The 14150-nt window shown below is 42.8% G+C and carries 10 protein-coding genes; 6 read left to right on the plus strand and 4 right to left on the minus strand.

Going from position 1 to position 14150, the window contains the following annotated elements:
* Window positions 1-55: 55 nt before the first annotated feature.
* Both AC1F2U_RS13395 and AC1F2U_RS13400 read left to right on the plus strand, forming a co-directional pair.
* The gene (locus tag AC1F2U_RS13395; RefSeq protein WP_480261559.1) at window positions 56-1072 is read left to right on the plus strand and encodes a glycerophosphodiester phosphodiesterase; all 1017 of its coding nucleotides are present in this window, start codon (window positions 56-58) and stop codon (window positions 1070-1072) included.
* A 35-nt stretch (window positions 1073-1107) separates the two neighbouring features.
* Window positions 1108-2283, plus strand: a complete 1176-nt coding sequence (locus AC1F2U_RS13400; RefSeq protein WP_480261560.1) for a DUF3466 family protein — start codon at window positions 1108-1110, stop codon at window positions 2281-2283.
* Between the two features lie 153 nt (window positions 2284-2436).
* Here AC1F2U_RS13400 and AC1F2U_RS13405 read toward each other — a convergent pair whose 3' ends face one another.
* From AC1F2U_RS13405 to AC1F2U_RS13420, 4 genes are all read right to left on the minus strand, one after another.
* A complete protein-coding gene (locus tag AC1F2U_RS13405) occupies window positions 2437-3132 on the minus strand; it encodes a class I SAM-dependent methyltransferase (protein WP_480261561.1) in 696 nt (231 codons plus the stop codon).
* 217 nt (window positions 3133-3349) lie between these two features.
* The gene (locus tag AC1F2U_RS13410) at window positions 3350-4447 is read right to left on the minus strand and encodes an iron-containing redox enzyme family protein (protein ID WP_480261562.1); all 1098 of its coding nucleotides are present in this window, start codon (window positions 4445-4447) and stop codon (window positions 3350-3352) included.
* 234 nt (window positions 4448-4681) lie between these two features.
* Complete coding sequence (locus tag AC1F2U_RS13415; protein ID WP_480261563.1) at window positions 4682-6520, minus strand: peptidoglycan D,D-transpeptidase FtsI family protein; 1839 nt, start codon at window positions 6518-6520, stop codon at window positions 4682-4684.
* A 144-nt stretch (window positions 6521-6664) separates the two neighbouring features.
* Window positions 6665-7345, minus strand: a complete 681-nt coding sequence (locus tag AC1F2U_RS13420) for a hypothetical protein (protein ID WP_480261564.1) — start codon at window positions 7343-7345, stop codon at window positions 6665-6667.
* 489 nt (window positions 7346-7834) lie between these two features.
* Here AC1F2U_RS13420 and AC1F2U_RS13425 point away from each other — a divergent pair, with 489 nt between their 5' ends.
* The 4 genes from AC1F2U_RS13425 (at window position 7835) to ligA (ending at window position 14039) form a co-directional block, all read left to right on the plus strand.
* The gene (locus tag AC1F2U_RS13425; RefSeq protein WP_480261565.1) at window positions 7835-8050 is read left to right on the plus strand and encodes a hypothetical protein; all 216 of its coding nucleotides are present in this window, start codon (window positions 7835-7837) and stop codon (window positions 8048-8050) included.
* Between the two features lie 515 nt (window positions 8051-8565).
* A complete protein-coding gene (locus tag AC1F2U_RS13430) occupies window positions 8566-8898 on the plus strand; it encodes a hypothetical protein (protein ID WP_480261566.1) in 333 nt (110 codons plus the stop codon).
* 303 nt (window positions 8899-9201) lie between these two features.
* On the plus strand, window positions 9202-11493 hold the full coding sequence (glgB, locus tag AC1F2U_RS13435) for a 1,4-alpha-glucan branching enzyme (RefSeq protein ID WP_480261567.1): 2292 nt from the start codon (window positions 9202-9204) through the stop codon (window positions 11491-11493).
* A gap of 509 nt (window positions 11494-12002) precedes the next feature.
* Window positions 12003-14039, plus strand: a complete 2037-nt coding sequence (gene ligA, locus AC1F2U_RS13440) for an NAD-dependent DNA ligase LigA (protein ID WP_480261568.1) — start codon at window positions 12003-12005, stop codon at window positions 14037-14039.
* Window positions 14040-14150: the final 111 nt, after the last annotated feature.

The following is a 14150-nucleotide window of genomic DNA, read 5'->3' on the forward strand; positions in this document are numbered from 1 at the left end:
GCCCTCACTAGAAACCTTTAATTGTTTACGTTGTCCTACTTAGGTGAGTAAAGTAATGACTACAACATTGCAAGATACATCTCCAATTATCATTGCACACCGAGGTGCTAGCGGCTATCGTCCAGAACATACTTTAGCTGCTTATGAATTAGCGATGCCTACGGCGGGCTGCGCCTACGCACTTGGGGCTGATTATATTGAACCTGATTTAGTTTCCACTAAAGATGGTATTTTAATTGCTCGTCACGAAAATGAGATTTCTGAAACCACCGACGTTGCAAGCCATTCAGAATTTGCTCATCTGCAAACCACTAAAATAATTGATGGCGAAACAAAAACTGGCTGGTTTACTGAAGACTTTACCCTAAAAGAACTGAAAACACTACGAGCTAAAGAGCGAATTCCCCAACTGCGATCGCAAAATACCGCCTATGATGGACTTTTTGAAATCCCTACACTGCAAGAAATTATCGATTTAGTCAAGGTTAAAAGTGGCGAAATTAATCGCACAATTGGCATTTACCCGGAAACTAAGCACCCAACTTACTTTCAATCTATTGGGTTAGCCTTAGAAGCACCCCTACTTGCAACTTTAACAGCCAACGGTTATCAAGGAGCTAACGCACCTGTTTTCATTCAGTCTTTTGAAGTAGGTAATTTACAAGATTTATCCACAAAGACTGATTTACCTTTAGTGCAATTGCTGAATAACAGCGGTAAACCTTATGATTTTGTCGTTAGCGGCTGCGATCGCACCTATACAGATTTAGTCACCGCATCAGGTTTAAAAGAAATTGCCAAATATGCACAAGCGATTGGAATTCATAAAAATTTACTGGTTCCCAGAGACAACAATGGTAAATTGCGATCGCCTACATCTTTAGTAATAGATGCTCATGCGGCTGGTTTGCTGGTTCATGTCTGGACTTTCCGCAATGAAGACTGTTTTTTGCCACTGGATTTTCAAGGAAATCCCCAAGGCGAATATGAACTATTTTTCAGCTTAGGTGTTGATGGCGTATTTAGCGATTACCCAGATACGGCAGCTTGCCACCCTACAGTTCAGTGGTAATTTGGTAGGGGAATAGAAAATCACGGCAAGGTAACATGGTTTTACTTAAGTGGAAATCCTGTATAACAGCAATAACCTTCACTGCAATCAGTCTGACTGCATCCAAGTCCGCATTGGCGGTATCTTTATACTCAGTTACTGACTTAGGCAATCTTACAGAAGAAGCCTACAGTTATGCTACAGACATTAATGACTCAGGTGAAGTAGCGATTAATTCTTTGGACAGTTCTTTTTTTTACAGTAATGGTTCGCTCAAAAAAATTAGTCCGTTGCCTGGCGATAATGTACTTGCAGTGAGTGGTATCAATAACTTGGGGCAAGTAGTCGGTAATTCCATTGGTAAGACCGACAGTGATAATAACGTCTTTATTTACAGTGATGGAATAACGCAAAATATCGGTCTTAAAGGCATTCCTTATGCTATCAATGACTCAGGTGAGGTAGTTGGCGGTACAACTGGTGGCGGTATATTTCCAAAACTTGCCTTTCCCAACGGAGCCGCTTTCCAATACAGCAATGGTACGACGACTATTATTAACAATAATTTAAAAGAAAATTATGTTGCCTATGGCATAAATAATCTAAGCCAGGTAGTTGGCATTTTCGGTTCTTCCGGCCGAGCCTTTTTATCCGACAAGGGTATAATCACTAATCTCGGTACCCTCCCTGGTGACAGATACAGTCAAGCAAACGATATTAATGACTCAGGACAAGTAGTTGGTAGTTCGGGACTTACTGGCGTAAATGATACTCGTGCTTTTCTGTACAGTTCCAGCATAGGACTCCAAGACCTCGGTAGGTTACATCCTACAGATTTGTTTAGTGCTGGTTTGGGAATCAATAATTTAGGTCAAGTAGTCGGGTTTTCTGGCACTAACAATAACTTTTTTGCCGCAGATGGCAACGGTTTGCGGGCTTTTCTTTATAGTGATAACACTCTGTACGACTTAAATAAGCTGATTGCTCCTGGTTCAGAGGGTGGCTTTACCTTAACAGCTGCATCTGCCATTAATAATAATGGACAAATTGTCGGTCGTGGTGCAGTTAATGGTGAATTACACGCCTTCCTGTTGACACCAATCTCATCTGTTTCTATAGCTGAACCAACTTCAGGTGTTCCTATTTTGTCGTTCGGCGCTGGTGTAATTTTATTTACAGCACTTAAGCGCAAACCTCACTCTAAAAGTGCAGCCATACAACAAAGAAGTTAACGCAATAACTTCAAGCAGACAAAATGATTATTTGGGAATTTGGATTTATAAAAATGCTCGTTGAAAATCTTTGAGGATATGTCTCGAAGCGTGGCTTAGAGACACATCTGTACTTTATGCAAGGGATAACATCACTTAAGTTGTTCTTTATTTTCACAAACTAGTCATCACCTGAGCTAATTGATTAGATAAATCAATTACAGACTCCTGGGATTTTTTAAATAAAACTCCAGCTAAAAAATAATAATCGCCAGAATAAAATGCCATCTGATTTTTTTGAAGTTTTTCGATGTGCTTCTTCACCTTGGGGTCAGAGCTATAGTAGCCGAACTGCAAAGGTAACACCATGAAGTTTTGAACATAATAACCATTTTGTTTTGCTATGTTCAATGTATTGATTGGATTAGAAAAGCTAGATATTAAAACCAATACATTTTCATAACCTAACGATAAAAGCTCATTGGTAACTGTGGCTCCATCTACACCCCCAAATAAAAGTGGCATATAAATATCGTTATCTGGTGCGGGGAGATAGGGCGGATTAGCTACAAGATACTCGGCGTCGGGTTGAGAAGAATTAAACAAAGACGAATTGTGGATGATGTATTTATTAGTGAGATTGTATTCATCAATGGTTGAATTTGCAACTTTCCATGCAGAAGTATTTAATTCAAATCCCTGGATGACACCATCAAAGTTGTTTCTTAATAAAGAATTAATTACAGGGCTACCATCTCCTGAGCCAAACTCCACAATAGATTCAGAATTTTTACAATTTCTGATCACAAAGCTTTCTAAGCAGTTTGAGTAGAAATTAGATTCTTCAGGGCAAAAAAAGATATCTTTCATTTGATTGCACTTCCAGGTTTAAGGTATAATCAATGTAATAGATGGTTGTTTGTTACCTTGTATGCAGGCAATAAAAACTCTTCCTTTAGCAAAGGATTGCTAAAGAAATCTGAGCGCAAGTGGATTAGCAATAAAATGATTTAAGGATGTCAAATTAAAAGGCTAATAATAACTTGCTATTTTTGATTTTTTAGATTGCTGATACGAATAAGGCGGCTTATTCTGCTTCGCGTATCGATCGCACAACAGCCGTCCCCGCGCGATCGCTCATGCGTTTTTGCAGGTCGTATCCAAGCAGCAATTCCCATGCATCATTGGGATATCGTTCTGCTAATGACAAAGCCACATCATCTAACATCCAACGTCCGTGGCGTTCATCTTCCCTGATGTGCAGTTCCCAATAACCCACCGCGACTTCTGAGAGTAAGAGTCGTTGCGCCGCCACCAGATAATTTTTGTAAATCGCAGGGCCAGCCACTTCAAAATAGGTCAACCCACCGCTGTAACGCAAGAAATAGCGTTTGCGCTCAGTCACCAGAAAGTTATAATTTGTCGAAGCCAACACTTCCCAAGGTACTAAATCGAAATATGCCTCTGGTTCAGTGTTCATGCCAAATTCAGCCAGCATTTGGGCAAAAAATGTTGAGTGCTTGCGAGATAAACGACCATTGCCATATTCTTCTATTAGTACTCGCATCAGCGTACACTGCACTTCATTAGCAGCACCACCCAAAATGCGGGAAAGATGACTAGCTTCAACCAAGCCATCAAAGGAGCCGATCGCTAGCAAGTGACGATAACCAGCTTCAGTCATATCCTCACGAATGTAGCGGCTACTCTCCGACAAAGGCGGATTTAAATCAGCAGATGCACGCTCAATTAAAGCTTGTTTTACATCCAATTCTTGCAGTGCAGCCACATCGAATTCTGCTAATTCCCACTGTTGCCAAGCAGCTTCAATTTGGTCGCGGCATGAGCGCAAATACAGCGATCGCTCATTGTTATAATGCCGCAAATCGTCGTACCAAAACAGCTTTAGCCGATTAATACGATAAAGTATCCGTTGGAGAAAACGTTGAGCCTGTCGATCGGAGCGATCGTTTCCATAAGCAGCCCCAATTGCCATAGAGAGCGCCTGTTCAAACTCACTGGCTATTGAAGGTTTTGCATCCAGTTGACGATCCAAATCATCCATTGCTAGCAGTTCTATAAATTGCTCCTCAGCACGGTCGTATTTGGTAATTGTCCTTTCTTTAGTTTGCGTGCTATTTTTCGCAGCCTCAGTCTTAGGAAATATAACTAAATTGCTTTGCATGGAATCTTCGGTACTTTGGAAAAGTGAGAAATTACTTTCACCTCTAATATCTAGGTTTCCACACCAGTAGCTTTCTGTACCTCTTTCCCTGGTTATAAAGAAAAATTAAGTTTCTAAGAAATGGGGAATGGGGAATGGGGAAGAGGGGCAGAGGGGCAGAGGGGCAGAGGGGCAGAGGGGCAGAGGGGAAAGACTTACTGCTCCCCTGCTCCCCTGCTCCCCTGCTCCCCTGCCCTACGGCACTCCCTTCTGTTGCTCGATTGCCTTACTGGGCGGAATCTGCTCAAGAGGAATCAGTGCTTCGATCACCGACTTCACAATTGGCGCGGCGACAGTAGAACCATACGCACTTTCTCCTTTTGGCTCATCCACCAGTGCAAACACTACATAGCGAGGAGATTCCACGGGTAAAATAGCCACGAAACTGGTCATTCTCGCACCCTTGATATATCCGCCATTGGGACTAGCTTTTTGGGCTGTACCCGTTTTACCAGCTATGCGATATCCTGGAATTTGTGCCGGCTTACCGCTGCCTTGAGTAACAACAGTTTCCATCATTTCCACAACCTTTTGAGTTGTTGCGGTTGAGAAAATTTGCCGGGGGATAGTATGAGTGGGTGAATCATGCATCTGCCCTTTGCTATCAATCAACCCGCGAACTACATGGGGTGTAACCAACTTACCGCCATTAGCTAAAGCACCGTGCATTTGCACTAGCTGTAAGGGTGTCATGGAAAAGCCTTGTCCAAAGGAAGTAGTAGCTGGTTCAATTGGCGAAGCGATAAATTCTTCTTGACTTTTGAGCCGTCCCCCAACCTCAAAAGGTAAATCTGTATCAACTTTTTGTCCTAGCCCCAAGCGTTCTAACCAGTTGTAGTAAATTGAAGGCTTTAAACGTTGGATAATTTGCACCATGCCAATATTGCTAGAATATTGCAAAATCTGAGCAATGCTGATGCGCCCATTACCATTATTCATCGCATTTTTGATGGTGTAATTAGCGACTCGAATCGAACCGGAGTCATTAAACATATCATCTGGTTTGATGATGCCATTTTCCAGAGCAATCGCCACATTCAAAGGCTTAAAAGTCGATCCCGGTTCATAAAGATCCGCTACTGTCCAGTTTTTAAATAGTGAAATATCAGATTTAGCATATTCATTAGGATTATAAGTAGGCTGAGAAACGAGGGCGAGTAAGGAACCATCCAATGCATCCATGACAATTACCGCTCCCCGTTTGGCGGCAAACTTCTCCATCTGTTGTTTGAGCGCAATCCGAGCAATTCGTTGCAGACGGCTATCGATAGTCAGTTGTAATCGCAAATCATCAAAATGCAAAAAACCTTCGGGCGCCCGATCAGGCATTAAGGCCCCATTTCCCGACCGACTGAGCCGCACCGTTTGCACAGGACGTTCTAGCAACTTCTCTTGAGAGTATTCCACACCAGCTTGACCGCGGCGGTCAATGTTTACGTAGCCCACCACATCAGCAACCAAATCGTCTGGCGGATAATATCGGGAGTATTTTTGAGCCCACTCCAAGCCATTTAAGCGCAAAGAAATGACGCGATCGATAATTTCTTCTGGTAAAGCTGGCGCAAGTATAATTCCGCTTCTTTTGCTTTGAAAAGTTTTCACCAATTCAGCAGTATCTTTTGCCAAAATTGGGGCAAGTCGCTCTGCCATATCTTCATTAGACTTATCAAACAGCTTGGGATGAGCGTACAAAGTATATACAGGGCGGTCAATAGCCAACAGATCGCTATTGCGATCTACCACTGGGCGACGGGGCATAAAAGGTCGCACATTCACCATTTGCTGGTTGCGTGCATACTCAGTTAACTTTGGCCCCTTGACAATTTGTAGATTATACAAGTTAATAGCCAACCCCAACCCTGATGCCATTAATACGCCCCAAACGATGAACAGTCGGGACTTAGTGTTGGATGTTTGGTCTTGCATACTAGACGCTAATTTTCCTAAAAGCCCTCGTTTCTCACCCTTGTGTCGCCCTGTAAATTTTGGATTCCGAAACTTTCTGAATTTTGTTTTGCTTGGTGACTTCTGCATTGGGTTTGTCCTTTGTCCTCTCTTACAAAGTTCTGATCGGAGGAAACCTCCGCTCAGACTTTGCGCTTTGTCTGTTGCCTTTTGTGATTAACCAGAAGTCTCAGTCCTAATGACTAATGACAAATGACAAATGACTCTTAGGGATTAGTATCCCAGTGGCGAAAGTGTTTGCGGTTGAGTTTCAGAATTTGGTGTTGTGTTTGGCGATGCTGACTTAGGACTTTGAGATGCTGGAGGCAAGAAAATCATTCCTTCAGGAGTTGGCGATACCAGCCCTGCTGTTGGTTGTTCTGCTTCATTAGCCATTTTATTTTTTAGCGTCGCGTTGGTTGTCGTTAGCAGCCGTTCATGACGTTGGAGGCTTTGCAGTCTGCGATATGACTGACCCCAAAGTTCTTGAGAATAGACTGTCCAACCATAAACAGCAAGTGTCGATGCTACTAACAAGAACGCCACAACTGACGAATAACGATGAAAGGTATACAAGCGCAGCAACCACAAAGGTGCAGTTCCAGAATTAGGCATTGTGGGAAGTCCAAGAAAACCTTCCCCCGGATTCTTTTGATTCGCATTCAACTGCTCGTTGAGATTTGGTAATTGTTGTCTACCCAACTCTTTCACCGATTTAGCTATAACTGCCTTATTTGTGGGAGAAACCGCTAAATTTTTCGAGGAACGCTGTTGTCTGGGAGACGATACTGGTGTAGAAGCGCTCCGTGCTGCTGACTCCATAGGCGCAGAGCGTCGCCTTCCTAAAGAAAGGATAGAATCTCGCCGGAACCAATTACCCCTTGTAGAAACAGTAGATTTACGAGCAACTACCATAAATTTTTAAATTTTTTTAGATGGAAAATACTGCACTTAGATTGATTGTCTGTTTTACTCAGGTTTAAATCACCTTCTGTGCAATCAGCACACATAACAGACTATACCTTTTAACTTTTCTGATAGGTAGCTGTATCAATGTTTGCATCCCCTAGATATGCAATGTTTGCAATCAGCGATTAGAAACTGGACAGCTTACCCTTTAGGTATCGCACCTAAAGTATGGCAACGTCAGGTAGCCAGATGCAATACTCTGTGAAAAAAATAAAATTTTTTGCTATCATAGCTCCGTTTGCTAAATAAGTTGGTATTTTCGTTTTGCTCCTGAGTTAAGAGAAACTAATCAGGATACGTAATTCCAAAAACAATACCCCAAAGGATTGTTTTTTTTAAGTATGTAATCTCGCAGAATTTAAAAAAAGCAATAAATACGGTATCGTATTCAACAGGCGAAAAATTGTTCTAGCCACAATTGGTGAAAGAGGAGTTATGAAAACAAAAATCTTTGGTTTTGCTCTAATGTTAAGTCTGGCTACAATTCTTGGGGCCTGTGAAGGTGGTGGTGGTGATGGTGCTGGTACTGCTACTCCAGCCGCTACAGGTGAACCAACTGATGCACCTGCTGTTAAGACTACTCCAGCCGCTACCCCCGCAGCGACTCCCGCAACGACTCCCGCAGCGACTACTCCTGCTAAACCTAAATAAGGCATCTTAAACTTTAGTTTAAATCGTGCCCAGAACTACTTAGTGACAGCATTCCTCACTACATAGCTCGAAATATCGCTCGAATTAATTGGGTTCACGAAAAAACCTCATTTTTATGCTGGTTTATCAGAGCCGAGAGTTTGCTCAAATATCAACTAAGTAGGGCAGGAAGTAGAGGACACTGGTAAAGAGGGTTATGTCCTCTACCAAGTGTCCTTCTGAAAGTCCTGCCCGCTCAAACCTTGTTCTCAGTCCAAGGGAGTTGAGTTAATCTAAGCTATTTTGTAGGTAAAAACTTATCTCATTTGGCATTTTAAATTACTTATACTACTGAGTTGTGAGAGGGTAAAATTAATTTATCGCGATCGCTGGCAATTGCTCTTGAGCATTCCTGTAGTCTATTCCGTATCAGGAAAGACTTGGTAATCTCCCTTGATGTTGCCAGATTTTTATTGGGAAAATTTGGGCATAGGAAAAACAGATTTTCATCCTGCGTTGTGAACGTAGTTCAAAAGATGAGGAGAGTTAAAACGAGAAAATCTATAAAATTACTGAGCTTAATAGTAATTAGTGCAACCTCGATTGCCTTAAGTAGCTATTGGAGATCGGCAGCAATAGCATTACCGCCACCAGAGGATACACCAGAAGAAATATTACGGACAAAGATTATTATAGAAGCGCGATCGCCTATTGATGGAAAATCCCTAACAGCTGCCGAGTATATTCAATTGCAAGCCCAGCTGCAAGAAGTCCCGCCACCAAAACTAGACCCCAAAATTCGAGAACAGATTTTCTTGCTTCGTATACGTAAAACCTTACTCCAGTTTTTCCCATTTTTAAATTTTTGATACATTAGTCATTAGTCATTTGTCATTTGTCATTCATCCTCTGCCCAATACCCCTCAATAGTGCCAGTTATGTTAGCGGATAGTTAGGGTTTAGCCCGTGCTGAGTTCTGAGTAAAGAAGTAAGATTCCCTAATCAGCACTCGGAACCCAGAACTGTTTTGCCCTATGCCCAACGCCTCATGCTCAATACCCCATTCTGATGTAGGATAACGGTGGCGACAAAATTGCAAATAAATGTAAAGAATATATATAGATATTAAAAAGTAGATTTAGTCAATCACATTATTTCACTTAGGTAGCTTCATGTCCATGACCACGATCGCCCCTGAACAGGTTAACAGCATCGTTTGGAATCAGCATAACGATCCCTTTGAAATACTAGGTTCTCATCCCATAGAACAAGACGGCAAAACTGTCTGGGCTGTGCGCGCCTACTTACCAAATGCAAGTGCAGCATGGGTCGTTCTTCCAGAACAACGTAAAGAATACCCAATGCAAACAGTGCATCATCCGCACTTCTTTGAATGCACGATAGACACTCCAGAACTGGCAAACTACCAATTACGGATTAAAGAAGGGGAACATGAGCGAGTCATTTATGACCCTTACGCTTTCCGTTCTCCCAACTTGACAGACTTTGACTTGCATTTGTTTAGTGAAGGCAACCATCACCGAATATACGAAAAACTGGGAGCGCACCCCACGGTAATCGGCGGCGTTAAAGGCGTTTATTTTGCCGTTTGGGCACCCAATGCTCGCAACGTTTCATTGCTGGGAGATTTTAATCTCTGGGATGGACGTAAAAACCAAATGCGTAAAGGCCCCACCGGAATTTGGGAATTATTTATTCCTGAAATTGGTGTGGGAGAGCATTACAAATATGAAATCAAAAATTTTGAAGGACACATTTACGAAAAATCCGATCCCTATGGTTTCCAGCAAGAAGTCCGCCCGAAAACGGCATCCATTGTCACTGATTTAGATGCTTACAGTTGGAGTGATGAAGACTGGATGGAAAAGCGGCGTCGCACTGAACCCCTAACTCAGCCAGTTTCAGTTTACGAAGTGCATTTAGGCTCTTGGTTACACGCTTCAAGTGCAGAACCAGCTAAACTTCCCAATGGTGAAACTGAACCAGTAGTTGTCGTTTCTGGACTAAAGCCGGGCGCACGCTTCCTTACCTACCGGGAACTGGCTGACCGACTCATTCCTTATGTCAAAGAATTAGGATACACCCACATAGAAATGCTGCCCATTGCGGAGCATCCCTTTGATGGTTCTTGGGGTTATCAAGTAACTGGTTACTATGCCCCTACCTCGCGTTTTGGCAGACCCGAAGATTTCATGTATTTTGTTGACAAATGTCACGAAAATGATATAGGGGTAATTGTAGATTGGGTTCCTGGTCACTTCCCCAAAGATGGACATGGTTTAGCTTTCTTTGATGGTAGCCACCTATATGAACACGCTGACCCCCGCAAAGGCGAACATAAAGGATGGGGTACTTTGGTGTTCAATTACGGTCGCCATGAAGTCAGTAATTTCTTAGCAGCAAATGCCCTCTTCTGGTTCGATAAATACCATATTGACGGGATTCGTGTCGATGCTGTTGCCTCGATGCTCTACAATGATTATTGCCGCGAGCCAGGAGAATGGCTGCCCAATCAGTACGGCGGCAGAGAAAACCTAGAAGCAGCAGATTTTTTGCGTCAGGTAAATAACATTATTTTTAGCTATTTCCCCGGCATTCTCTCAATTGCGGAAGAATCTACTTCCTGGCCAATGGTATCTTGGCCTACCTACACAGGCGGACTGGGCTTTAACTTGAAGTGGGATATGGGCTGGATGCACGATATGCTGGATTACTTCAGCATGGACCCTTGGTTCCGCCAGTTCCACCAAAACAATATCACTTTTAGTATGTGGTATAACCACAGCGAGAACTTCATGCTGGCTCTGTCTCACGATGAAGTGGTGCATGGCAAGAGCAATATCATCGGCAAAATGCCGGGGGATACATGGCAGAAGTTAGCTAATGTGCGTTGTTTATTTAGCTATATGTTTGCTCACCCAGGTAAGAAAACCATGTTTATGAGCATGGAGTTTGGGCAATGGAGTGAGTGGAATGATTGGGCTGATTTGGAGTGGCATTTATTGCAACATGAAGCCCACCAACAGTTAAAAACGTTTTTCCGGGAATTGAACCATCTCTACCGTTCTGAACCAGTCTTGTATACCCAGGATTTTGCTGAACCGGGGTTTGAGTGGATTGATTGTAGCGATAACCGCCATAGTGTAGTTTCCTTTATGCGTCGTGACAAGGATTCTGATGATTTTGCGATCGTCATTTGCAATTTTACACCACAACCCCATTCTCACTACCGCATTGGTGTACCGCAAAAGGGATTTTATACCGAGTTGTTCAATAGTGATGCGCGTCAGTATGGCGGCAGCAATATGGGCAACTTAGGTGGTAAATGGACGGATGATTGGTCTTTGCACAGTCGTCCTTATTCGCTGGATTTATGTTTGCCACCTTTGGGTGTGTTGATTCTCAAGTTGGATAAGAAGAAGACTGCTGAGGTAATCGGATAACAGTTAAGGGTGGGCAATGCCCCACCCGACACAAAATTTTGCCTATTCACAGCTACTCAACCACTTCTTTAATAGACATTTGGTGAAATTGAATATGCGTTATTCTAAACTCTTGTAGAGAGGTAGCATTGCTACGTCTCTACATTCTTTTGTATCGCGATTTCTTAACTAGCGATCGCTCCACATTTACCTGTGGAATTATACTTAGTACTCAGGGCAAACGCACTACTGAAGGCTGACAGTAGCTAGTTGCTAAGTAATAATAAATCTATCTGTAGATAGATCCACTTTGGATGATGTTTGAATTTTTTCCTCTTGCTACAATTTCCCTATTCTAATCAGACAAAGTTTCGTGCCACTATCGCCCTATCGAAGTATTGGGTAGCGGAGGATGCCGAGGGCTTTGGTGAAACTTATGTAGCTTTATATATGGCTGAAAAGCCAAAATTTTGTATAGTACAAATGTATGATTTTTTAGTCCTAATCCTAGATATTTTATAATAATTCTAATGACACAGATTAAGCCGGAAGTAAAGCGCACAGAAGAATTGCGCCAATTATTGCAACAAGCAAGCTTCGCTTATTACGTCCTAGATGCTCCAATCATGGAGGATGCAGTCTATGACCAGTTATATCGAGAATTGCAACAACTGGAAACTCAATACCCAGAGTTGACAGCACCCGATAGTCCGACTCAGCGCGTGGGTGAGAGACCGGCAACGCAGTTTACCTCGGTGCGGCACAATATCCCCTTGTACAGTCTGGAGAATGCATTCAATATTCATGAGTTGCAAGGGTGGGATCAGCGTTGGCGGCGACAAGTACCGAAAATAGATTCAGTAGAATATGTCACTGAACTTAAAATTGATGGTTCTGCTTTGGCTCTTACCTACCAAGATGGCATTCTAGTTAGAGGGACAACTAGGGGTGATGGGGTGACGGGTGAAGATATCACTCAAAATGTGCGAACAATTCGCTCAATTCCCTTACGTTTGAATTTTGAAGGGTTAGAAATTCTCGAAAGAGTGGAAGTGCGAGGCGAGGCGTTTTTGCCTTTAGAAGTATTTAAACAAATCAACGAGGAAAGGCAAAAAGCCAGCGAGCAATTATTTGCCAATCCCCGTAATGCCGCAGCTGGTACACTCAGGCAACTAGATTCCCGCATTGTTGCTAAACGGCGGTTAGATTTCTTTGGCTACACCCTACACATTCCTGGTAGAGATGACACCAGTATTGCGAATACCCAATGGGAAGCGTTGGAGTTATTGGAAAAGATGGGTTTTCGAGTCAACCCCAACCACAAACTGTGTGCCTCGATCGCAGAAGTGGCAAAATATTATGAATATTGGGACACGGAACGGCTGAATTTACCCTACATGACTGATGGGGTAGTAGTGAAGTTGAATTCTTTTAAACTTCAGGAACAGCTAGGGTTTACGCAGAAATTCCCCCGGTGGGCGATCGCTTTAAAGTACCCAGCCGAAGAAGCACCTACCCGTGTAGAAAATATTGCTGTCAATGTGGGACGAACGGGCGCGTTAACGCCATTAGCTGAAATGCGCCCGGTGCAACTGGCGGGAACAACAGTTTCCCGCGCGACTTTACATAATAGCGATCGCATTACTCAATTAGATATCCGCATTGGCGATACTGTCATTGTCCGCAAAGCTGGAGAAATCATCCCAGAAGTGCTGAGGGTAATCAAAGAACTCCGTCCTGCTGACACCGAACCCTTCGTCATGCCTACCCATTGCCCAGTCTGCGGTCAACCTGTGGTGCGAGAATCAGGTGAGGCGGTGACTCGGTGCGTCAATGCTTCCTGTGCGGCAATTCTCAAAGGTTCCATCGAACATTGGGTAAGTCGTGATGCTTTGGATATTAAAGGTATGGGCGAAAAGTTGGTATATCAACTCGTTGATAAAGGTTTGGTGCATTCCGTTGCCGATTTATATGAGTTGACAGCAGAGAAATTATCTGAATTGGAAAGGATGGGGAAAAAGTCGGCAGAGAAATTGATTGATGCGATCGCTCAATCAAAAAATCAACCTTGGTCAAGGGTATTGTATGGTTTAGGTATCCGTCACGTTGGCAGTGTAAATGCTCAATTGTTGACTCAGAAATATTTCGCTGTAGACCAGTTAGCTACGGCAAAGCAATCAGATATTGAAGGCATTTACGGTATTGGTGCTGAAATTGCCCAATCAGTATACCAATGGTTTCGGATTGATGCTAACCAAAAATTGATAGAACGCTTACAAGCAGAAGGATTGCAATTAACTGCCCCAGAGGAAACAAAAATAGTTGGGGATGGTAATCAAAAGTTCGCAGGTAAAAGTTTTGTAATTACGGGAACATTGCCAACCTTGAAACGAGATGAAGCGAAGGCTTTGATTCAAAAATATGGAGGAAAAGTAACTGATTCAGTGAGTAAAAAAACAGATTATTTAGTGTTAGGAGAAGATGCCGGTTCCAAGTTAGATAAAGCAATTTCCTTGGGAATTACGCAGTTAAGTGAGGTGCAATTGTTGGAGATGCTTGAAGATTGAAATCAGGTAAACGCCTGGAAAGCTACATATTTAGCGAACGAATCCAGGCGATTAAGCCAGACCCGATCGATTAGCCCAAAAGCATAACCGCTCCAACCTGCATTATTTACT

The organism is Nostoc sp. LEGE 12454, assembly GCF_056620565.1.